Below are 24,359 nucleotides of genomic sequence, written 5' to 3'. Positions count from 1 at the left end.
TTAGAAAAATATCCCACGGCTACGTAGGTAACTCGTCTTAGATTGTATCGTAATGTGTTTTATTTATGTTTAAAAACACTTTTTAAGTGTATTTTTTAATATAAACAACTTTAAGTTGTGTATCTATAAGCAGCTAGAAAGTTCTAACTTAAGGCAGAAAATCTGAATAAAATTCAAATTGTTTACTTGAGTTCAAGGAACAATTTTCAATATTTGAGGTTATAGATGAAAAAAACGCTCGTGCCTTCAAAGGAGAGTATAAAAATATCCTTACTGTTTAAGAAGATCTCTACACTCTCGAGAAGACAAAATCGAGCGTTATCTGTTTAAGCATGCAAAGCAATTACATTCATAAAGTTAATCAGCCGTGTACACACATATTTAGAAACTATAGCGTAATCCTAAAATACCTTGAAGAGCATTCTTAATCTTATGTCCTTTCAGATAATGTGCTTCCGCATAAAGTGTCAGTTTATCATTGACCGAGCCGTTTAAACCAATTCCCAATTTACCTGCACTGCCTGATAAATCTGTAATAAATTTATACTGGTTATTAATTGTCGTATAATTATTATTTATATTCTCACGCAACCAAGCTGCCATAATGTAAGCTGTTAATGAAGTTTCTGAATTCACAAAAAATTCATGTCCTGCAGTTAATCCAACTTCACTGCGGAATGAAGTTAATGGACTTAGATCACCTATCATTCCATTGGAAAGTTTTATTTTTTTACCTTCAACCTGCAAACCTGTTAGCTTGATATAAGGCTGCATCCAAGTATTCTGTGCCGGTGTAAAATAACAACCAATTTCAAATGACCCACCTATCGCCCACTGATTGTAATGACTTTGAATAGCTAAACCATTCGTGGAGATAGCTTTCAAATTATCTCGGTAATAATTATATTTCAAAACACCATCCATATACCATCCACGATGATCAAAATAAGTTGCGTAAGTTCCAATGCTATAAGAGCTCAAATCGCTGTCACCACCTCGTGCATGAGAAACACGTGCTTGATCATAACTACCGAAACCACCAACATACAACTCTCCATGCCTTAATTCACTCAACTGATCAGCACCAAAGACTAAACCTGTCTGCCCAAGCTTAAAGTGTGTATGGCCTGTCGCAACACGTTCTCTACTCTTAATCCCATAAGTCCATAGTTCGATATCTTTCTTATTTCTGTCCCAAATTTTTCTACCATTCCGTACAACTTGCAACTCATTATTAAAAATAAGTCCAGGAACTACGGACAACGTTAACACTGCATCTGTAGAGGGGGTTGTTGATGTTTCACCAGGAAAAAAAGGATCTGTCGGATTTGGCATAGAAGGCTCTGGTCCACTGAGGCGGTCTGCCGATAAAAACCAAACTTTTCCATTTTCATCCTTTCTTTCTTTCAAATCATACATATACGTTCCACCATCAATGGCGTTAATTTTGTCACCCTTAAGATCTGTCAACGTAAAATGTGCGCCACCACTTTGATCCCTAATTAAATCACGCTTATTTGAAAAAGGATCCGTGATTTCAACTCCAGAATCAGCAACACTTATTGTATGTTTCCCAGCGCCTTTCTCAACCAAGAGATAATCACCACGGTTATGAGCAATCGTCGTATTGAACGCGAAATGTAAATTTCCTGAAAGATTATTCACATGAAGCTGAGAATAATATGGATCAGAACCTGTAAACGAAAAAATAACACTCCCTTCACCACTTAATTTTTGTATCAAAGAACTTTTTCCATCAAACTCATCAGTAATAGAATACAGTTTTGTATCTTTTCCATTTAAAATAATATCTTCTACTATGGTACGATGTTGATCATTCCCAGCATAAAGATGAATCTGCCCAGAATGATTTACCTGTGTCTTGCCTTCTAATGTTGCCCCAGCATGCACCCATGATTTTGTTTCATCATTCATTGTTAGATTTTTTACAGATCCATCAGAATATATTTCCTGAATAGCGCTCTCATTTAAAGTAACTCCAATAGCCTTACCGCCTTTTAAGATACGCTGTTTACCACCGCCAAAAACTTCTGTGTCAAATGCAAAACCACCATTTTTAGCACTTTGAGATTTTTTTCCAACCTCTTGTATGCCCCCTCGCATAACTTTCGTATCCCAAACTTTTCCGCCATCATATACTTTTTGTTGGCCTAGTATTTCATCTTGACCATAAATGACAGTATGAGAAGCACTACTCCCTTTAACCTCTCCTCCAACATCCCCCTCCCCGAAAACAAGTTGCTCACCACCATAAATTTTAGTCCCCTCTACTTTTCCTCCATTTCCAACACTTTGTTGTCCACCTTCTTTAACGACAGCATTTTTCGAAAAGCCTTGTTTCCCCTTTAAAGCCTCGACATTTTCAATTCCACCATGTTCAATTTTACTATTCTCACTGAGTCCTCCTGCATACACATAAAGCTCTGCACCATTCCTTACAGTGTTATTAATGGATCGCCCTGGACTATTAATCTCACCATCATTTGAAATGTATGCTTTACCTTCATTATCAAGGATATAATTTTCTAACATTGCCCCATCTTTAATGGAGATAAGTTCAGGTTTTTTAAGAAACGCAATATTTTCTTCTTGTACATCATATCCAGCATTGTCACGACGACTGCTGTCAAGCTCCTGTTGACTCGCAAACACTCTAGCGCCCTTATCCATGATAAAATCGCTAGGCTTTTTTAAAAAGTCTAATTCATTGCGCATCCTTATAATAACATCATTAGATGCTCCAAGTATGCATCTGCCTGTTTTCATATCCTCATTGTATTGATCTTGAAATACTTTATCATTTTCATAACTTGAAGATTGACAAAAAAGTGCTGCCCCCCCCTCATTTGCAGCAGCAGCTTGCACAAAACAGCTGCTCAACATGAGTATCCAACAATGTTGTTTCCATTTATATTGTAGAGCCATATCCTCCCCCCTTCACGCCTGCATAGACACTAAACGTAATTAGCTCTACAAAACATATTTTCAACCTTAGATTGCAAACAATCCTTCTTAAAAATCCTCTTTATCCCATAAAAAACTGTTCTCTACAGTTTTTTAAATACTTTTTTGATCAAGAATATAAGGGCGTTTTTATAGTGCTTCTTTAGCATTTCCTCGGAGTTTTCTTATCAAAGAAAAAGTAATGCATAATAAAGTATATAAGGGTATACAGTTTATCATGAAAAGCGAAGCTGCATGCTCTGAAAAATTGTTCTCTGAACCTTCAATTAAAGACCTTTAAAAACAATCATACATTTAAAGATAACTAAAAAATAACCATATAATTAGAAACTATAGCGTACACCTAAAATACCCTGAAGGGACTGTTTTGTTTTACGTCCTTTAACATAATGTGCCTCACCATATAACTTTAACTTCTCACTCACTAAACTGCTCAAACCGATTCCTAACTTACCTGCATTACCCGATAAGTCAGTGGTAAATGAATGCCGTTGATTAATCAATGTATGGTTGTCATCTTTATGCTCACGCAACCATGCTGCTGTAATATACGCAAGTGATGAGGAATCCATACGAGAACCAAATTCATATCCTAAAGATATGCCAACCTCACTGCGTAATGAAGTGAATGGACGCATGTCACCTATCATGTCATTTGATAACTTGATTTCTTTACCTTCAACTTGCAACCATGTAAATTGTCCATAAGGCTGCAACCAACTGCTCTTTGACGTCTTAAGTCGATAACCTGCTTCAAAGGAAGTACCCACCGCCCATTGCCTATAACTTCCTTCAATCCCTAAACCATTCGTTGAAACTGCCTTTAGAGTATTCTGATAATGATTGTATTTTAAAATACCATCGAGATACCAACCACTATGATCCAAATAAGTAACATAAGCGCCAATGCCATAAGTATTAATACCGCTTATACCACCCCGTGCATGCGCAATGCGTGCGCGGTCATAACTGCCAAAACCACCTATATAAAATTCTCCATTTTCCCACTCGCTTAAACTATTGATCCCTAAAACAATACCTGTCTGATCCAACTTAAAATCTATATGCTCTGTAGCAATACTCTCTTTAGACTTGATCGCATAGGTCCATAAAGCTGCATTCTTGTTACTTTTATCTAGAATTCCTCTTCCCGCACGCACGGTTTGCATTTCATTGTGAAAAACCATCGCTGGAGCCACAGACATAGACAATACGGCATCTGTAGAGGGAGTGGTTAAAAAGTGAGAAACTGAAAGCGTCTCTCTCAATTGTGGAGAAGGTTGTTCTTTATGAACTGGACGCAAAATCATTTGATCAGCTAAAGATTGTGAAGATTCTGAAACAACAGCAGGTTGCTTTCCATCAGAAAAATGAAGAGGACTTGCTGGATATGCCCCTTCAATAATTTGACTTCCAAGAGTTGAAACAGTTAGAGATACAGAATCTGGAGATTTTTGCCTTAAGTTTTGGCGGTTTTCTCTTCGATGTAGCAACTTAATAGCATGCTCTTTTGTAACTGTAATAGTTGAAAGAGAAGAAACTGATTGATTTTGATTTAAATGCCACGCAGATCTACTCCTACTACGTGGCAAACTGTTGAGAAATGAAACATTATCAATAAATACCGCAGATAAATACCAAACTTTTTCACCCCCATCCTCATCAATTCTCTGTTTTAAACCATACATATAGATTCCGCCATCAATAGTTTTAACATTTGCACCAGAAAAGCTTCTCAGAGTAAAATGTGCTCCTCCACTTTGATCAACTATTAAATCAAGTTCTGTTGAAGAAGGATCAACAATTTCAATACCGGAATCTACAATACTTATTGTGTGAGAACCACGACCATTCTTGATAAAGAGATAATCACCCTCTCCTTCTGCAAGGCTAACATTAAAATCGAAATGTAGACTCCCAAAAAGATTATCAATATAAAGTTTAGAGTAATGTAAATCGGATTCTGTAGAAGTAAAAATAATATTTCCCACACCGCTTAGCTTCTTAATATAGATTTCTGTGTTTCCATATCCAGTAGAAATAGAGTATAATTTAGCGTTTTCTCCCTCTAAATTAATATCATCTACTGTTGTCTGAGAATTTTTATATTCAGTATAAAAGCTATTATTTCCAGCATAAAGATGGACTTGTCCCAAATCATGAATCTTTATTTTTCCTTCCAACATCGCACCAGCAAAAATCCATGAATTGGCTCCTTCTTTAATTGTTAGATTTTTTACAATGCTACCAGCATGAACTTCTTGAGCAGCATGGCGGTGTAAAGTCACAATATCCACCTCTCCCCCTGCTAATACCCGCTGTACCCCACCCGCGAAAACCTCAGTATTCACGGCTAATCCACCACTTTTTTGTATAAAATCATCATCTGCGAACCATTTAGCAAGAGTTTGTATTCCTCCACTCATCACTTTTGTTCTGACAACCATTCCATCATCGTATACATTCTGCTGTCCCGGTGTGTCACCTTGACCATAAATTGTCGTATCATAAGCACTGCTCCCAACAATTCCACCGTCCACATACCCATCTCCAAAAACAAGCTGCTCCCCACCATAAATTTCAGCTCTCAATGCGGATCCTCCTCCCTCCACTCTTTGTTTTCCACCCTCGTAAATAATCGTAAATTCTGAGATACCCTGTTCCCCTACAATCTCTGAACCACCATTTTCAATTGTTGTATTCTTACTAAAACCACCATTCTTAACATAGAGTGTTGCAGTTTCTGGAACTGTATTATTAATGGATAATTTAAAATCATCCGTTTCTCCATCACCAGCAATATAAACTATGCTATTGTCACCGAGTATGGAGTTTTGTAAAAATTTTTCACCTAGACCAGTAATGAAATCCTCTGCATAAAAATTGAAATCACCTGTATAAGAATTGGCTCTAGAATCTTCCGAAGGAGAAACAGTATTGTCTTGCTCAAAAGAGTTATCTATAGGCAACTCCGTATGAGATGGAGAAAAGATAGGAGTAGAAATTTTTTCCAATGTAGATGATGTCGATAAAGACCAAATCTTTCCACCGTTATGATCTCTTTTCTTTAGAGCGTACATGTAGACTCCATTATCAACAGTAGCTATCTCTTCACCCCCAAAATCTATCAGAGTAAAATGCGCATTTCCGCTTTGATCATGAATTAAATCAAGCTCCAAAACTAAGTTCTGATTTTGTGGAAGAGAATTGGTCATTTCAGCACCAGAATCGATAACGCTGATGGTGTGATGACCTGCTCCTTTTTTTATAAGAAGATAATCACCGCGCTGTTCTGCAAAATTAGTATTAAACCTAAAATGTAAATTACCTGAAAGATTACCGACCTCAAGTTTAGAGTAATGTGGATTAAACACGGTAGAAGTAAAAACAACGCGTCCATCCCCGCTTAGATCCTCAATCAAAGAGCTTTCACCATCCATCTTGGAAGCAATAGAGTATAATGTGGTATCTTTGCCATTTAAAACAATTTTTTCTACTTCAGTATGAGATTGCTCAGCACCAGCATAAAGATAAATCCGTCCAGAATCATGAATCATGGTGTTTCCTTCTAGTGTTGCACCAGAATGTAACCACGATTGTGCTTGATCCTTAATCGTTAAATCTTTTACATAGCCTCCTAAATCTATTGCTTGAAAAGCATTCCCTTGTAAGAGAACACCAATCGCGATTCCTCCCGCTAAAACGTGTTGTTCTCCACCAGAAAAGATCTTCGTATCAAATGCAAAACTGCTATAATGGTCTAGATCTTCTTCCACAAAAAGATTTTGTACCCCTCCTTCCATGATCTTTGTGCTAAAAACCTCTCCATCATCATACACATTCTGGTATCCTAGCACTCCATTTTTACCAGAAACGACAGTGTCATAGGCGCTACTCCTTACCATCCCACCTTTGATATTAGACTTTCCTGAAACAAACTGCTCACCACCGTAAATTTTAGCCCCTTCAGCTTTTCCCCCATCTTCAACCTTTTGTTTTCCCCCTCTCTTAACTGTACTATCCTGTGAAAGACCCTGTGTTCTAATAAGTTCAGTACCGCCTCTTTGAATTATCGTATACAGGCTAAAACCACCGTTATAAACGGAAAGCTTTCCAGCATCTTTAACTATATTACTAATTGAAGTTTCTCCATTGCTATCAACTTTCTCACTGTTACTATCAAAGCTAGGATCAGCAATCGTAATAATCATTCCCTTTTCAATTGTGCGTTCTATGAGATCATTCGATAATGAAGCCATAGCAGATGGTTGCAAGTTAAAATCAGAAAATAAAGAGGTATTTTCCTCATCAAGAGCATAATTCGCATCTAAATACCAAATTTTACCATTTCTCTCATTTTTTCTCTGTTTCAAACTGTACATGTAGGTTCCGGCATCAATAGCTCTGATTTTTTCACCAAAAGTGTTTGTTAAAGTAAAATGAGCGTTTCCACTATGATCGGAAATTAATTTAAGCTTTTTGTGGGAAGGGGCTGTACCCTCACCTCCAGAATCAGTAATACTTATTGTATGATAACCTGAACCACTTTCTTTAATGACAAGATAATCACTAAGATGCTTGGCGAAGTTTACATTAAAATCAAAATGTAAAGAACCTGATAGATCATCAATATTAAGCTTAGAGTAATGCTTATCAGCCCCAGAAGACGTAAAAATAACCCTGCCACTTCCAGTTACATTCTGGATATTAACCTGAGATTTTTTGCCATTATCTTCAACAGCAATAATGTATAGCTTGGCATCTTCTCCATTTAAAATAAGATTTTCTACTTCCGTAACAGCTTCACCATTCCCAGCATAAAGATAGAGGTTGCCAAAATCATTAACATTTGTATCCTTATCTAATATTGCACCAGCAAAAACCCATGATTGTGCTTGGTGGTTAATTGTTAGATTATCCGCGTATCCAGAATCATATATCTTCTGAGTAGCTCTATCATATAAAGTAACTTCGCTCGCATTCCCTCCTGCTAAGATATTCTGCGCACCATTTTTAAAAAGCTCGGTACTAAGTGCAAAAGCCCCCTCATTGATTGTAAAATCCTCATTTTCTGTATCAGCTGTATCAGTATCTTCTGAGAATCCGTTATTAAAATTCTCTTTACCATCAAGATTCTGGACACCTCCTTTCATAACCTTTGTATCAACAACCATCCCCCCACTATAGACACTTTGTAGTCCTAGGATTCCATCTTCAGCATAAATTTCGGTGTTATAAGCACTACTTTCCTTATCTTTACGCGACAAACCAGTTCCAAGGACCCCTTTACCAAAAATAATCTGCTCACCACCATAGATTTTAGCCCCCTCAGCATTTGCACCACTCTCAACAATTTGTTTACCACCTTTTTTAACAGTGGCATATTCTGAACTGCTCAGATTTTGGACGAATTCAATACCACCACTCTCAATTGTCGTATCCCTGCTAACACTTGCTGCATCAATGTAGAGTTTTCCACCTCCTTGAATCGTATTATTGATGGAATAGCCTGCATCTTCATATTTAAAGCTATTTATTTCAGAATCTTCAGAGTCACGATTAGTAATATAGACAATAGCACCATCACTTATTATTGAATTTGTGAGTACTTCAAAGAATAGGCTTTCTAATCTCTTCCTTTCCTCTTCTGAAGACTTACTTCCTTCTACTATCTGTTTATTCTCTATCCTTTTTGATCCCCCTTTTTTTTCTTTTAATCCCCTCACTTCCGATAACATTTTTTTTGTCTCTTCTAGATGTTCACTGATACTTACTGGTGTTAATAACTTTTCTTTTGGTGTCGCTACTCCATCTGCACTCGCAATCTTGACAAAAAAACCGCTGGTCATTAATGCATAAAAACTTAATTTAAATTTGCGTTGCATTATTCACACTCCATAATTTCAAATTTAAGTTTCCCTATTTAGAAAAAAGTGCATAGACCAAAACAACTCAATGCAATTGCTCAACCTCATGTCTTTTAAGATGATAAAGCATTCGATGGACTAAACTCTGACAGATCAAATATACATCCTGTGTTTTAAAATACATGCACAACTAAAAGATTTAATTTCTTTCAGATACGCTTAAAAAGTGTTATAATTACATCTATGAAAAATATTTTTGAGATACCAATGGCTGATCTATAAATAAGATTGATCCCTCAATAGATAAAAATGGCATTAAACATTAAAGGAAACAGTAATATTAATGAGAGCAGCCTTTATATCCACATATTTCATCCTCTACAGCATTTAAAACAGTGTCTTTATTCTATTTAACTTGGATAATCTAAAGAACACTTATTCATGCTCATCAAGCCATAACCATTGTTCTAATATATAAGAAACATCATAATATCGACTCGACAGTGATTTGAAATTTTTATAATTATAGTCAGTTAACTCATCATTTGATTTGTCATATACTGAAAGGGACATTCTATTCATGTCTATAAACTTAGAAATGCAAGGTAAAAGCAACAGAAATTCCCCTCGTCGCATTTTGTTTGCAAGCCTTATTGGCCCAACAATTGAATTCTTTGATTTCTACGTCTTTGCCACTGCCGCAGCTCTCATATTTCCTCATGTGTTTTTTCCAACACAAAATGATCAGATTGCCATTTTACAATCTTTCCTGATCTTTGGAGCAGCCTTTTTTGCCCGCCCCTTTGGATCAATTGTTTTTGGACATTTTGGAGATAAAGTTGGAAGAAAAGCAACACTTATTGCTTCTCTTCTCACGATGGGTCTTTCAACAGTCATTATTGGTTTTCTTCCTACTTATGAAACTGCTGGATGGTTTGCCCCTTTCCTCTTGACCTTGTGCCGTATTGGACAGGGAATGGGATTAGGAGGAGAATGGGGAGGAGCTGTTTTGCTCGCAACAGAAAATGCCCCTCCAGAAAAGCGCGGCTGGTACGCGATGTTCCCCCAATTGGGTGTTCCAATCGGTTTATTTTTATCTATTGCCGTTTATTTAGGTCTGTTGCATTTCCTTGATCATGAAGGACTTTTAGCTTGGGGATGGCGCATTCCTTTTATTGCTTCAGTTGTTTTTATGATTATAGGATTGTGGGTCCGTCTTTCAATCAATGAAACTGTTCAATTCAAAAAAACTCTTGAAAGTAAGGAACGAGTCAAAGTTCCTATCATCGATGTCTTTTTAAAATGTCCACGAATCTTATTTCTTGGAATATTTTCTGGTATGGCAACATTTGTTTTGTTTTACTTGGTCACTGCTTATTTGTTAAGCTACTCAACAAACCATCTGCAATTGCCATTTTATCAAGCTCTTCAAGTCGAAATTGTTGGTGCTATTTTCTGTGGAATTTTTACTGTCATCACTGGAAGACTCGCTGATCGTATTAGACGTAGAACTTTGATGATTTGGGTTACAATCATCACCGGTATCTATTCTTTTGCAATTCCTTATTTCTTAAATTCTGGAGTTATAGGAGTCCTTGCAATGTCTGTTATTGGTTTGTCTATCATGGGGATGATATACAGTCCTCTTGGTGCTGTTTTGGCTTCACCATACCCAACAGCAATTCGATATACTGGTTCTTCTATTACTTTCAACTTATCGGGTATCGTGGGAGCCTCTCTTGCGCCTTATATTGCAGAATATCTGGTACAGCATTTTGATACATCTTATATCGGCTATTATTTGCTTCTTGCTTCTTTTATTTCACTGATTTGCTTCGTCGGATTTACAGATGATGAAATATCCAACTAAAATATAATAAAGAAGAATAAAATAAGTACTGGCAGCAAAAATGCTGCCAGTTTCATTTTTAAAGACATGGGTTGCGGTATTTTCCACCACAATATTCCCGCGAACAAAGCGCTTAAAAAGAAAAATAAAAAATCTGCAATATTGCTTATATAAGCAACAGTAAACATTCCTGATAGGATATGTGTTGTTCCCAACCACGAAACGCAAAAAAAAGCCAATATCACAGCCCATAAAACAAGCAAAATTCGATCAATTATCATGATGCCGTTTCATTTTTTTAATTGTAGGCCATATCTTTAATATGCCTAAAAGAAAAATCACAATAAAAACCCAACGCCCTCCCCCTGATCCTTTCGCAATAAAAAGCGCTGGATTTACTATTCCTACCAATCCTATAAAAATCAGAACAACAGAGATGAGACGCATTAAACCTGTTTTTCCCAACAACGATCTTCAGTCTGTTGCCAATACGTTAAATTATGATTTTCCATTTTATATTTTTTCCACTGTGCACGAATAAGACTCAACTGCTCATCATTTCTACCATCAAATATCACAACAAGCCGTTGATAAGTATCAATATTCGAACATACGGCTCCCTCTATGAGAAAACGAATCTTTGAATCATTCGGATTTTCTTGTCCTGTCGTCAGAAATACAGGCTGAAAGTTTGAATATTGATCACACTCAGTTCCATGTCCAATAAATGATTCATCCGCATAAACCCATAAATGCATATCCATAGAATCGCGTTGTTCTTCACTTACACATTGTATTGTTACCTTACCAAAACGAGCCAATGCACGCTCTACAAGCGTTGGCAAAATATCTTTCAGCGTTGACTGCGTCAAATGATAGAATAAAATATCCAACCTCTTAAGCCCTCATCACTCTTTATAAAAAGCTAACATCTTTTTTAGAGAAACTTCCATACCCCCAATATAAAAGGAAACGGTTCAAGATATAAACCCTCTTTTTTGATTGAGATCATTATCTTTTTGCACATGTCTTTAAAAGACAAAAATTTTTATTTTCAACGTTAATAAAAAAGTTTTTTAAGTTATTTTCTAGATTCTTTGTAGACTATAGTTGAAAATAAAATATAATGTACGGAAAATTTAAAGAGGAACTCATAGGCAATTTTTTATTATTTATTTAGTTAAAATATCCAATTCATGGAAGGATATTTTTTCAAACTTTATTACATTTTAACCGAAAGCAGTAAAAATATTTGCTATCGAATTAAAGGCTGAGGATTTTCCCCAATTTATGCGTATTATTGAGTTCTACATCCTGAAACGTGTCCTTGTTTTGTTTAGTTCTGTCATGATTGCAGCAGTGGGCGTTAGTTGGACAGTACAAATTCTCGCACGGATAAACTTTCTCACAACAAGCAAACAAACACTCCTCACAGTCTTACAATTTTCACTCTCATTGGTTCCTTCTGTTATTTTTCTTGTCATTCCATTTGCATTAGTGATCGCAGTTACAACCATCCTCTCAGCAATGCATCAAGACTCAGAACTTGCTGTCATAAATGCCTCTGGTTTTCCTAAAAGTACTGTTTGGAAACCTATCCTTCTTCTTGCTATTGTTACATCCTGTATCTCCTTTTCTATAGCTAATTTTGTTGTTCCTCAAGCGCGTCTTCATATGCGACAAATGCTAGCAAGCGCTCATTTTGATCTTATTAATCTATTCATTAGTGAAGGAAGCTTTCAAAAACTCGCCAATAACCTTTACATAGAAATTGGCGAACGAAATCCAAATGGAACACTTGAACGCCTTTTCATTGCCGACCAGCGTGATCCTAAGACTGATCTTTTTTATTATGCAACAGACGCATCCATTGTGAGCAATAAAAACGGCAGTTTTCTGGTTCTCAATAACGGTGAAATAGAAAGAGTCAACCATCAAAATAACAGTGTTTCAATCGTTCAATTTAGCTCATACACTTTTAGCCTAGGGGAGTTTATCCCCAGTGATAAAGCACCTACTCTTTATCCAAAAGATCGGTCTCTTTCTTATTTACAAAACCCTGATCCAAAAGATCCCTACTATCAACGAAAACCACTCCAATATAAAGCTGAATTTCACCGCAGATTAACACAATGGCTCTACCCTATTGTTTTTTCACTTATTGCATTAGCAGCGGCAGGGGATGTACGCTCCCATCGACAAGCTCGTCATTCCGCAAATCTCTCGGCAATTGCCCTTTCTTTTCTGGTGTATTGGATAGGATATTTTTTCGCAGAAAAAGCAAAGAACGATCTTGCATACGTTCCTCTCCTTTATATTATGCCCATAGGAACAAGTGCATTTGTCTTTTTTATGCTTTTAACGAATCATAAAATTGGGCTCCCTACAAAAGTTAATGAGATTATTCAAATCGCTTTTCAAAAAGTAATGAACAAATTTGAACATCGAAAATCTCAAGATTCCTCGGATGAAATATCATGATTGGGTGGACACTTGGACGATACTTTTTTATACGTTATCTTAAAATAACTTGTTATTTCTGGGGAAGCATTTTTGTTCTTGCTCTTTTAATCGATTTCACAGAGAACTCCGGCAGGCTATCCTCCATTCCGCATCATACAGCAAAAGATGCATTTTTCCTCTCTGTTTTACGCATCCCTTTTATCATGCAACAACTCATCCCTTTCATTGCACTCTTTTCTGCAATGGCAACACTTATCTCGCTCAACAAAAAACTTGAACTTGTGGTGACTCGTTCAATCGGTGTTTCGGCATGGCAATTTCTTATGCCAGCCTGTTTGGGAGCTTTTCTTTTGGGATTATTTTCAATTCTTCTCATTAATCCACTTGCTGCATGGGGATTTTCTCAAGCAGAAAAAAAGATGACTGAATGGCGCAATAACAATGTACTAACACCTTTTCATAATACAGGTATCCACTGGTTAACACAACGTACAAATTTAGGCAGAACAACCATTGGTGCTAAATTTATCACTGACCAAGGACTTTCTCTTCTCGATGCAACCTTTGTACAATACAAGGACAACGCAACCGTCAAAAATTGGATTAATACCCCAAAAGCAACCTTGACTAATGGATCTTGGCTATTAACAAATGGAACAATCTATAAAATAGGGCATCCTCCTGAAAAATTTGCCGTGTTGCAAATAAAAACTAATCTAAAACCTGAATTTTTAACGGAACGTTTAGTGAATCCCGCGACTATTCCATTTTATCAACTGCCAAAAAAAATTATGATTGCACGTTCATTTGGCTATTCTGCTAATAATTTTGATATGTATTTCCAATCTTTGATTGCATTACCGGCATTGCTTGTGGCAATGACCCTCATTGCAGCAACTGTATCTTTAAATTTTACACGTTTTGGGCAATCTAGAAAGTTGATTCTTGGTGGCGTAATAGCCGGGTTTATGCTTTATGTTATTTCCGTACTCGTTCAAGCATTTGGTAATGCTGGATATATTCCACCAATTATTGCAGCTTGGACACCCGTTGTTATTGCGTTATTCTTAGGAATCTCTTTTTTACTGCATAAAGAGGATGGCTAAGTGAAAGCATTAACGCTTAAAAAAATTATTTTAACAAAATTAAGTGCTCTCGCTTTTAAAAGTGTTATGGGGGTTATTTTAGGAGGCGCTTTGTCTTATTGTGCGCACGCTCAAAGCCTTATGTCTCCTTCTCAAAGTCGCATTCAAAATCCGGAACGTCCTCTTTTGCTCTCTGCGGATGAACTCATCTACAATCGTGATGAAAACACTGTTTCTGCACAAGGTAATGTCCAAATCGAATATGATGGCAATAAAGTTGTCGCTCAAAAAATTATTTACAATCAAAAAACAGGACGGCTTATAGCACAAGGGAACGTTGAAATTACTCAAAAGGATGGTAATAAAATTTATTCCAACCAAATTGATATGACCAAAGATCTTGGCGAGGGTTTTGTAAACGCCTTACGTATTGATACAGCCAACAATGTTCACTTTTCAGCCCAAAATGCTACACGCAAAAACAATCACATAACAGTCTTTGAAAATGCAACCTATACAGCCTGTGAACCTTGCTCTTATAAACCAGATAGAGACGTCCTATGGAAAATTAAAGCAAGAAAGATCATATGGAATAATAGTATCAAAAAAATTCGGTTTGAAAATAGCAGTTTTGAAGTTTTTGGTGTCCCGATTATAAAATTTCCAAATTTTGAGATCTATGATCCAACTGTCAGGCGTGCTAGCGGTCTGCTTACTCCTCATTTTTTTTATACTGATTATCTCGGTATGGGGATAAAGAATTCTTATTTTTGGAATCTCGCCCCTCACTATGATTTTACCCTTTCTTCTACCGTTTATACCCAACAAGGGCTTTTAACCGAAGGGGAATGGCGTCAACGTTTAAAAATGGGCAGTTATAATATTCGCTTTGCTCATATATACCAAATGAAACAGCATAGATTTGATAATGATACGATTGATGCACAGCATAAAAACCGTTATATGCTGGCAACAAAAGGGGACTTTCGTATTAATTCACACTGGACTTATGGATGGGATATTCTTGCACAATCAGATCGGCATTTTAGTCGTGCCTATAAACTTGAAAACTATAGCAATCCTACACAACTTTCTCAGATCTATCTGAATGGTCTTGCAGGAAAAAAATATTTTGATATGCATTTTTATCATTTTAAAGTTCAAGATTCATTATTGAATGATCCTCATTATGAACGTCACTCTCGGCAAGCTTGGGTCCTACCGCGCATCGATTATTTTTTCACACCAGATGAACCCATTTATAATGGGGAGCTTACCTTCCATAGTAATATACAATCAATTTATCGTCGTCATGCTGACTTCAGTTCACACGACCAGAAGGGAAACCCTCTCAACATAGTAAGACTTTCTGGTATGGCTGGAAATAGTTTGCGTTTAACAAACGAGCTTCAGTGGAAAAAGCGCTTCAACACGCACAATGGCCTCATATTAACCCCTCTTCTCTCTCTACGAGCTGATATTATTACAACCAATGCAAGCGAAAATTATACAGATTCTACAGAAAACAATGCCTTATCCGCAATTCATGGTTCAACAATTCGTGGCATGGCAACAGCAGGCTTGGAACTACGCTATCCCTTCCTCATTACAGCTGATCATTCTACACATATTATAGAACCAACCGCACAAATTTTTATACGCAATAATGAACAATATATTGGACAAATTCCTAATGAAGATGCTCAAAGCTTTGTCTTTGATGCAACCACTCTCTTTAAACGAGACAAATTTTCTGGTTATGATCGTGTAGAAGGTGGCACACGAGCCAATATAGGTCTAAGATATTCTGGAAGCTTTAATGACAATTGGTCTCTTTATGCTCTTGTTGGACAATCCTTTCATCTAGCAGGAAAGAATTCTTTTGCAGAAAAGGACTTTGTCAATGTCGGTATTCATTCTAGCTTAGAGGCAAAACGTTCAGACTATGTTGCAATGTTTGGTGCGACCCATAAAAGTGGTTTTTCCTTAGAAACGCGTGGACGCTTTGACAAAAAAACAGGAAAAATCCGCCGTAGTGAAATCGAAGCATCACAAAAATGGCAAAATTTTTGGGCGGCTCTACAATATGCCTATATCGCAAAGCAACCAGATTATGAATATCCTCAAGAGCGCCAAGAAATTTCTTTTCAAACAGGACTTAAACTGGCAGATTATTGGTCTATTAATAGCAACGCCGGTTATGATTTAGTATCTGGTACGTTTGTAAAGCGAGGAATTAGCTTGAATTATACAGATGAATGTTTCGGGTTAACATTCGGTTATCAACAGGTAACGAATCCAGGCAGGAAAACACCCTTGCAAAACTTTAATTTCTCTCTTTCATTGCGTACGATTGCAGATATCGGAAAAAAGATAGATTAATTTATAAAGAGAATGTATCAGTCATTTAACTTATCATTGTTTTTATGAAAGAAAGAGTATATTTTAAGTTGTTGATGAGAATTAATAAACAATGCGAAAGCCTATTCACATGAATAAATTGAAAAAGCGTGTTCTTGCTTTATTTTATATTGCGTCTTTGAGCGTAAGTAGCCTTCTAATAAATGAATTTTTGATTCCGACAGTCTTTGCGCAGACTTCTATTGTTGTTACAGTTAATGGCAACCCCATCACAAATTATGATATACAAAGGCGCCTTGCTTTTCTCAGATTACAACAAAAGCAAGGCAATTTGGTGGCACAGGCTAAAAAAGAGCTTATCGATGAAAAGCTAAAAAATATTGAAATAAAACGTCGTAATATTGAAGTAAGCAATGATGAAGTTGATAAAGCTTTTGAGAATTTTGCGACACAAAATAATATGACGATTGATCAGCTCAACCAGATTCTGATCCAAACTGAGATCACTGTGCAACACTTTAAAGATTACATCCGTGGACAAATAGGATGGGGGCGTCTTGTTAGTGCACGCTATCAAGCTGAAACAGGTATGATTAGCGAACAAGAAGCTGTACGCAGGATATTAAAAAATGGTGGTGTAAAACCTTCAACCAATGAATATACATTACAGCGAATTGTTTTTGTTATTCCTGCACATCGTCGTTCAGAAATTTTTGAAAGACGTCAAAGAGAAGCAAGCAATTTTCGCGCACATTTCCGTGGATGTGCCAATGCTCACAATCAAGCAAGAGGTATTTTAGACGTTACTATCCGCCACTTAGGAAAGTTTCTGGAACCCCAACTTCCCAATGCATGGGAACAAGCTATTCTTGCAACGCCTGCTGGAAAAATGACAAAATTACAAGAAACATCTGATGGAATAGAAGCAATTGCTGTCTGCAAAATAAAAAGAGTTTCTGATGATTATGTCGCTCGACTAATATTTTCTCTTCAAGATAGTAAAAAAAGAAGCCCGCAAAAACTTGAAGAATTAAGCGACAAATATTTAGGAGAACTGCGGCGAGTGGCGCGCATTCAAAATTCATAATGGCTGCTCTTATTGTTAGCGGTGGTGATCCTGCCGGAATTGGTCCTGAAATAGTCCTAAAAGCGTGGAATTTGCGTGTTACGCGCCAAATTCCACCTTTTGTGCTTCTTGCTGATCCAGATGTTATTCGTTCGCGCGCTCGTTTTTTACAGATTGATGTTGAGGTGCAATCTGTTTTAATCAATAATTCCGCAAAAAATTTTCAAAACGCTCTTCCTATCATACCATTAAAAAACAAACAAAGTGATCAATTAGGTATACCTTCATCGAATAATGCCGCTGGAATCATTGAAGCAATTGAACGCTGTGTTCAATTGATTCAAAATGGCCATGCATGTGCACTTATCACTTGTCCTATTGCAAAAAAGAATCTTTATGATGCCGGTTTTCAATTTCCAGGTCATACAGAATTTTTAGCCGATTTAGCCCATAAAGCTTTTCATAAATGTTATCATCCAGTTATGATGTTAGCAGGACCTCGATTAAAAACAGTACCAATAACTGTTCATATTCCATTTAAAAATGTTCCTTCACAGCTTACCCGTGATTTAATTATTCAAACGGTACTTATTACTGAATGTGACTTAAAAACACGGTTTAAAATAACGTCACCCCGACTAGCTGTTGCTGGTCTTAATCCTCATGCTGGAGAAGAAGGTGCAATGGGAAAAGAAGATATTGAAGTTATCACTCCTGCTATTGAATATCTTAAAAAAAAAGGACTCAATATTGCAGGCCCGCTGCCTGCCGACACAATGTTCCATGAATGCGCAAGAAAGGCATATGACGTTGCCATTTGTATGTATCATGATCAAGCCCTTATCCCTGTTAAAACATTAGACTTTGATAGCACTGTTAATGTCACGTTAGGTCTCCCTTTTATTCGCACGTCCCCAGATCACGGAACTGCTTTTGACATTGCTGATAAAGGGATAGCCTCTCCCGAAAGCTTTATTGCTGCTCTTAAACTTGCAAATCAACTTGCCGAAAATAGTTTAATACCATGCCAATAGATAATCTCCCTCCTCTACGTGAGGTCATTGATATATATGGATTACAAGCGCATAAATCTTTGGGGCAAAATTTTCTTTTTGATCTTAATTTAACATCTAAAATTGCTCATCATGCAGGTAATATAGAAGGAAAACCTGTTCTTGAAATTGGTCCTGGTCCTGGAGGTCTCACACGAGCCTTGCTAGCAAAGGGCGCCATTGTAACAGCAATAGAACGCGATGAACGCTGCATACCAGCTCTCTTAGAAATAGAAAAACACTATCCTAAAAAATTAAAAATTATTTGTAATGATGCACTGAAGCAAGACTTCTCAAAACTCTTTGAAACAAGCCCAGAAAAACCTCGCATTATTGCAAATCTTCCCTATAATATTGGAACACAACTCTTATTAAATTGGCTTTTGACTGAACCATGGCCTCCTTTTTATGAATCAATGACATTGATGTTTCAACGTGAAGTTGCCAAACGGATTACAGCTAAACCTCAATCTACTCATTATGGACGTCTTAGTGTCTTAACTGGCTGGCGTACCACTGCTAAAATTGCTTTTGATGTGCCCCCTCAAGCCTTCATACCAATACCTAAAGTAACTTCTTCCGTTGTTCATATTATTCCGCGAACACAACCTCTTGCCTGCTCTGCACAAAAACTAAGCCTCGTCACAAAAACCGCCTTTGGACAAAGGCGAAAAATGCTTCGTCAAAATCTCAAAATACTTGGAGGTGAAGTGCTGTTAGAAAAAGCTGGAATTGATGGAACGCGCCGTGCTGAAACGCTCTCGGTTTCCGAATTTGTAACTTTAGCGCATCTAGTTCTCTAAAAAATTGCAATTTTTGTTATACAATCTTTTTTAATCAAGACATTTATCGATCTTTTCAGCAATAAGCCCATCAACAAAAGAGTCAAGATAAGAACAGCGCTCGCGTTTTGCGGTTTCAGCTAAATAAATTGATTTAATAAAAGATAAAGACTGATCTAAATCTTCGTTAATCACAACATAATCATAAGAACGCCAATGCTTTAACTCCGTTCGTGCATTTTCCAATCGTAAATTGATGATATCTTGACTATCTTCTGCTCGACGATGTAACCGCGAAACAAGCTCTTTCATTGATGGTGGAAGGATAAAAACAGATACAGTGTCTCCCAGCATCTTTTTTTGCAGCTGCTCGGTACCTTGATAATCAATATCAAATAACATATCACGGCCAATACTCAATGCGTTTTCAACAGTTTCACGTAAAGTGCCATAATAATTTCCGTGAACTTCTGCCCATTCAATAAATTCATCTCTATCACGCTTATATTCAAACTCTTCCTTTGAAATAAAGTGATAATGCAGTCCATCTACTTCACTAGGACGCCTTTTCCTTGTGGTCACACTTACGGAAAGCTCTAATTGTCCATCTTTTAGAAGTAATCGAGAAATTGTTGATTTACCAGCACCTGAAGGTGAAGAGAGAATAAATAAAAAACCGCGGCGTTGATTTATTTTTATAGCACTCAATTTACTTTCGAAGACTGTCATTACATCACTCTACTTTGTTCATAAATGTTTCTCCAAAATTTGAATTATACATTATCTCAACCTTTCCCCTAATCAATGTGTTTTCTTAGCAGTTTTCAATGTTATTCTGCTCTTTTTTGAGATACGTTATTAGCAGTGTATTCACTGCTTTCTTAAATATTTTTATCCATACGCTAATCCTACTTGTGACAGACAAAAAAATGATTTTTTTATCATTCTCATAAAAAGTTTAAAGAGAAAAATTTTACTATATTTTGCATTCTCATTTACGATGCAAAAAGATGTGTTATCGTTATAAATTCAATGTCTTGCCTTTAATTCTCGCCACTTGCGAACATTCACATTATGTTCTTCTAAAGTTCGAGAAAAAACATGCCCTCCTGAACCATCAGCAACAAAATAAAGTGCGTCACTGCTTGGTGGATGTGCCACCGCTTTCAAAGAATCTCGACCTGGATTTGCAATAGCTGTTGGAGGCAAACCATTAATTTTATAAGTATTATATGGTGTTTCCTTCTCAAGATCTGAACGATAAATTGCACGACCTGATGGCTTTCCTTTTCCTCCAAAGAGACCATAAATAACTGTTGGATCCGATTGAAGACGCATATGCTTTGTAAGGCGGTTATAAAATACCGCAGCAACCATTGGTCTTTCTGCTGCAATTCCCGTTTCTTTCTCAACAATTGAGGCTAATATAACAAATTCATCAATCGATTTAATGGGTAAATCAGGCGAACGCGTAGCCCATATAGCATGAATTAATTTTGTCTGTTCTTCACGCAATCTGTTTACAATCTCTTTACGCGTTGTCCCCCGAATAAAACGAACAGTATCCGTCATTAAACAGCCCTCTGGAGGCAAAATTTTTGGAAGATCTCCAATCAAAATTTCATTCGCAGCTAATCGATCGAAAACTTGCTGAACCGTTAAACCTTCAGGTACTGTAAATGTATACTCAATAGATTTTCCTTTCACAAGAATATCCATAATATCCTGCATCGAAGCATGTGCTGGAATTAAATATTCACCAGCCTTCAGATGCGTTGTTTTTTGGTGATAACCAACCCCATAAACAAAAATATCTGATGATCGAATGAAACCACGTTTTTCTAGCAATGAAGCAATTTCACGAATTCCTGTGCCAGGATGGATAAGAACAATTTGTTCTTCCTCAATTTTCCCCTTTTCTTCAAAAATACTTTTTCCAATATAAAGAGGAATACTTATGGCGAAAAGAATAACCACAATCAGCATAAGAAAAAAATGACCGAGAATAACCAACGGATTACGGACGATCGATGATTTCTTTCGTTTTTTATGTACTAACATGTCATAACTATCTGCTAAATGATTCGAAGAGGAATCACTTACGTCCATTAATGATTTTCCTTTTTTCACACCGGACATAACCCCTCAATAGCGATTAAGGACAATATTATAATTTCTCATTCACCTTATAATAAAGTAGAAAACTCAAAAGCAGAAATTAAATAAAAATACTTATTATCCCCTAAAACGTCGCATCACCAACGATGCATTTGTCCCACCAAATCCAAAAGAATTAGAAAGAATCGTATCAATCTTTCGTTCACGCGGTTTGTGTGGTACAAGATCGATTTTCGTTTCAATCGATGGATTGTCAAGATTAAGTGTCGCTGGGGCGATATTATCCCGTATAGCTAGAACAGAAAAAATAGCCTCAGCAGCACCGGCAGCACCAAGTAAATGCCCGATAGATGATTTCGTTGATGACATGGATACTTGTGGTGCATAATTCCCTAAAACACGCTCAACAGCCGCTAGCTCTATAGAATCAGCCATCGTTGATGTACCATGAGCATTAATGTAATCAAGTTCACTCACATTCACTTGTGCACGCTTAAGAGCAGCCATCATACTACGCTGAGCCCCTTCACCACTTTCTGAAGGCGCTGTAATGTGGTAAGCATCACCAGATAAACCATAGCCAATAACCTCAGCATAAATACGCGCTCCTCGTTTTTTGGCATGTTCCAGCTCTTCTAAAACAACAACTGCCGCTCCTTCCCCCATCACAAAACCATCACGATCAGCATCATAAGGACGTGACGCCCGTTCAGGATCATCATTGCGACAAGTAGAAAGAGCTCTACAAGCTGCAAAACCTGCAAGAGATATCCGATTTATCGGAGATTCGGTCCCCCCTGCCACCATGACATCGGCATCACCAAACATAATCAAACGTGCCGCATCACCAATCGCATGCGCTCCTGTCGAACAAGCCGTTACAACAGAATGATTAGGCCCTCGTAAACCATATTGAATAGACACATAACCAGAAGCAAGATTAATCAAACGACCTGGAATAAAAAAAGGAGAAACACGACGAGGTCCCTTATCACGAAGCGTATAACCAGATTCAACAATGCCCTCAATACCCCCAATTCCTGAACCAATTAACACACCTGTACAAATCTGATCTTCATCATTCTTAGGAAACCATTCTGCATCTGCAAGCGCTTGGTTAGCAGCAGCCATTGCATAAACAATAAATGCATCAACTTTACGTTGCTCTTTAGGTTCCATATACAAATCAGCATTATAGGTCCCCTCTGTTCCATCCCCTAAAGGGATACGCGCAGCAATCTGGCATGGCAAATCTGACACATCAAACTCAGTAATACGTCGGACACCACTTCTTCCTTCAAGAAGTCGTTTCCAACTATATTCAATATTACCAGCTAATGGAGATACCAATCCTAAACCAGTAACAACAACACGTCTCATAACTTCTAACCTTGAACTAAACTTCACCTCTCAAAGCTCTCTTTTCAAAAGAGCTCCGAAGAATATAGGCAAAAGCAATTTATGCCTTTGCCCTTTAGTAATCATGCAGAAGCTTTATCAATGAACTTGACTGCATCACCAACTGTGAAAATCGTTTCAGCAGCCTCATCTGGAATTTCTACCCCAAACTCTTCTTCAAAAGCCATAACGAGTTCAACTGTATCAAGGCTATCAGCCCCTAGATCATCGATAAAGCTTGCATTTTCTACAACTTTATCAGCATTAACCCCAAGATGTTCCACAATAATTTTCTTAACGCGCTCTACTGTATCACTCATGTTGAAATCCTCGAATTTATATTTTCCTATAATTTGGTTAACTATATCGGCTCATCTAATCAAGCAATAGATGCATCACTTTAAAAGATTTTAGCAATGATTTAAAACATCCTGTGGATATCCCCTACAAAATGAACCAATCTGACATTCCGACATCAATTGATCAACGGCCATGTTAAAGAAATAGATGCATCTTTCTATTTCAATCGTTACTATCTAAAATAATACAACTCATAAATCAATGTGGAATAAAATAAATACTCAAATCATTGCCATTCCACCATTGATATGAAGTGTTTGACCTGTCGTATAGGCTGCTTCATCGCTTGCTAAATAAACAGCAGCAGCGGCTATTTCTTGCCCACTTCCCATACGCTTCATTGGAATCGCCGCCATAATGGCTTCTTTTTGCTTTTCATTAAGCTTGTCTGTCATTGCAGATTTAATAAATCCTGGAGCAATACAATTGACAGTGATGTTTCGCGAAGCAATTTCTTGTGCCAATGCTTTAGAAAAACCTATCAAACCTGCTTTTGCAGCACAATAATTCGTTTGTCCAGGATTTCCCACAACACCAACAACAGATGTAATGTTAATAATCCTTCCATAACGGCGGCGCATCATAAAATGTATTAATTCACGCGTCAAAAGAGAAGCAGCTGTTAGGTTAACTTCTAAAACATCATCCCAGTCTTTATCTTGCATACGCACAAAAAGACCATCCCTAGTGATTCCCGCATTGTTAACCAAAATATCGACGCCATCCATTTCTCTTTCTGCAACTTCAGCCAATTGTTTAATCGATTGGCGTTCAGAAAGATTAGCGGGAAATACAAAAACATTCTGCCCTAATTCTGCCGCCACTTCTCTAAGCTTTTCTTCACGTGTTCCATGAAGTCCAACAATGGCTCCTTGTGCATGAAAGCAGCGTGCAATTGCCTCACCAATTCCTCCCGAAGCCCCCGTTACAAGAGCTTTACGTCCTGTTAATCTAAACATTTTTTTACTCCTTA

Annotated in this window: 17 protein-coding genes; 7 read left to right on the top strand and 10 right to left on the bottom strand. The window is 37.2% G+C overall.

Going from position 1 to position 24,359, the window contains the following annotated elements; genetic code table 11:
• Positions 1-381 precede the first annotated feature (381 nt).
• Positions 382-2,946, bottom strand: coding sequence for a BafA family autotransporter (gene bafA / locus ACFIKJ_RS01880; protein ID WP_375670188.1), 2,565 nt, complete (start codon positions 2,944-2,946; stop codon positions 382-384).
• A 362-nt stretch (positions 2,947-3,308) separates the two neighbouring features.
• The gene (gene bafA / locus ACFIKJ_RS01875; protein WP_375670187.1) at positions 3,309-8,870 is read right to left on the bottom strand and encodes a BafA family autotransporter; all 5,562 of its coding nucleotides are present in this window, start codon (positions 8,868-8,870) and stop codon (positions 3,309-3,311) included.
• A gap of 562 nt (positions 8,871-9,432) precedes the next feature.
• Between bafA (ACFIKJ_RS01875) and ACFIKJ_RS01870 the strand changes: the two genes are divergently transcribed.
• A complete protein-coding gene (locus ACFIKJ_RS01870) occupies positions 9,433-10,722 on the top strand; it encodes an MFS transporter (protein ID WP_375648258.1) in 1,290 nt (429 codons plus the stop codon).
• On the opposite strand, the gene ACFIKJ_RS01865 is transcribed toward ACFIKJ_RS01870, so the two are convergent.
• The 3 genes from ACFIKJ_RS01865 to ACFIKJ_RS01855 are packed head-to-tail and all read right to left on the bottom strand — an operon-like array spanning position 10,719 to position 11,594.
• Positions 10,719-10,982 carry a hypothetical protein gene (locus ACFIKJ_RS01865; RefSeq protein ID WP_012754973.1) on the bottom strand — a complete coding sequence of 88 codons (264 nt, stop codon included), beginning with the start codon at positions 10,980-10,982 and terminating at the stop codon, positions 10,719-10,721. The two genes, ACFIKJ_RS01870 and ACFIKJ_RS01865, sit on opposite strands and share 4 nt — an antisense overlap.
• On the bottom strand, positions 10,972-11,148 hold the full coding sequence (locus tag ACFIKJ_RS01860; protein WP_375648256.1) for a hypothetical protein: 177 nt from the start codon (positions 11,146-11,148) through the stop codon (positions 10,972-10,974). Before ACFIKJ_RS01860 ends, ACFIKJ_RS01865 begins: the two co-directional genes overlap by 11 nt.
• Positions 11,148-11,594, bottom strand: a complete 447-nt coding sequence (locus ACFIKJ_RS01855; RefSeq protein WP_375670186.1) for a DNA polymerase III subunit chi — start codon at positions 11,592-11,594, stop codon at positions 11,148-11,150. The genes ACFIKJ_RS01860 and ACFIKJ_RS01855 overlap by 1 nt, the downstream gene beginning before the upstream one ends.
• 397 nt (positions 11,595-11,991) lie before the next feature.
• Between ACFIKJ_RS01855 and lptF the strand changes: the two genes are divergently transcribed.
• The 6 genes from lptF to rsmA all read left to right on the top strand — a co-directional run bounded on the left by lptF (position 11,992) and on the right by rsmA (position 19,531).
• Entirely contained in the window at positions 11,992-13,182 is a 1,191-nt protein-coding gene (gene lptF / locus ACFIKJ_RS01850; protein WP_375653297.1) for an LPS export ABC transporter permease LptF, read from the top strand.
• Entirely contained in the window at positions 13,179-14,270 is a 1,092-nt protein-coding gene (gene lptG, locus ACFIKJ_RS01845) for an LPS export ABC transporter permease LptG (RefSeq protein ID WP_375653293.1), read from the top strand. Before lptF ends, lptG begins: the two co-directional genes overlap by 4 nt.
• Positions 14,271-16,631 carry an LPS-assembly protein LptD gene (locus ACFIKJ_RS01840; protein WP_375670185.1) on the top strand — a complete coding sequence of 787 codons (2,361 nt, stop codon included), beginning with the start codon at positions 14,271-14,273 and terminating at the stop codon, positions 16,629-16,631.
• Between the two features lie 109 nt (positions 16,632-16,740).
• Positions 16,741-17,697, top strand: a complete 957-nt coding sequence (locus tag ACFIKJ_RS01835; RefSeq protein WP_375625012.1) for a SurA N-terminal domain-containing protein — start codon at positions 16,741-16,743, stop codon at positions 17,695-17,697.
• Positions 17,697-18,710 carry a 4-hydroxythreonine-4-phosphate dehydrogenase PdxA gene (gene pdxA / locus ACFIKJ_RS01830; protein WP_375625893.1) on the top strand — a complete coding sequence of 338 codons (1,014 nt, stop codon included), beginning with the start codon at positions 17,697-17,699 and terminating at the stop codon, positions 18,708-18,710. Before ACFIKJ_RS01835 ends, pdxA begins: the two co-directional genes overlap by 1 nt.
• A complete protein-coding gene (gene rsmA / locus ACFIKJ_RS01825) occupies positions 18,701-19,531 on the top strand; it encodes a 16S rRNA (adenine(1518)-N(6)/adenine(1519)-N(6))-dimethyltransferase RsmA (protein ID WP_375625014.1) in 831 nt (276 codons plus the stop codon). Before pdxA ends, rsmA begins: the two co-directional genes overlap by 10 nt.
• Positions 19,532-19,561: 30 nt before the next feature.
• Here the strand turns inward: rsmA and gmk are convergent, their stop codons facing one another.
• The 5 genes from gmk to fabG all read right to left on the bottom strand — a co-directional run bounded on the left by gmk (position 19,562) and on the right by fabG (position 24,345).
• Positions 19,562-20,239 (bottom strand): guanylate kinase, encoded by a 678-nt coding sequence (gmk, locus tag ACFIKJ_RS01820; RefSeq protein ID WP_375625015.1) that lies wholly within the window; start codon positions 20,237-20,239, stop codon positions 19,562-19,564.
• A gap of 300 nt (positions 20,240-20,539) precedes the next feature.
• Positions 20,540-21,571 carry an endolytic transglycosylase MltG gene (gene mltG / locus ACFIKJ_RS01815; protein WP_375670201.1) on the bottom strand — a complete coding sequence of 344 codons (1,032 nt, stop codon included), beginning with the start codon at positions 21,569-21,571 and terminating at the stop codon, positions 20,540-20,542.
• Positions 21,572-21,745: 174 nt separating this feature from the next.
• The gene (gene fabF / locus ACFIKJ_RS01810) at positions 21,746-23,008 is read right to left on the bottom strand and encodes a beta-ketoacyl-ACP synthase II (RefSeq protein WP_375670184.1); all 1,263 of its coding nucleotides are present in this window, start codon (positions 23,006-23,008) and stop codon (positions 21,746-21,748) included.
• A 101-nt stretch (positions 23,009-23,109) separates the two neighbouring features.
• Positions 23,110-23,346: an acyl carrier protein gene (locus ACFIKJ_RS01805; protein ID WP_004860281.1), complete on the bottom strand. Its 237-nt coding sequence runs from the start codon at positions 23,344-23,346 to the stop codon at positions 23,110-23,112.
• Positions 23,347-23,607: 261 nt separating this feature from the next.
• Complete coding sequence (fabG, locus tag ACFIKJ_RS01800) at positions 23,608-24,345, bottom strand: 3-oxoacyl-[acyl-carrier-protein] reductase (RefSeq protein ID WP_375625888.1); 738 nt, start codon at positions 24,343-24,345, stop codon at positions 23,608-23,610.
• Positions 24,346-24,359 lie beyond the last annotated feature (14 nt).

Source organism: Bartonella sp. PS7NMGDW (genome assembly GCF_042193585.1).
Classification (GTDB): Bacteria; Pseudomonadota; Alphaproteobacteria; order Rhizobiales; family Rhizobiaceae; genus Bartonella; species Bartonella grahamii.
Note: the sequence above shows the minus strand (reverse complement) of the source record. Positions and strands in the feature narration are given on the sequence as shown.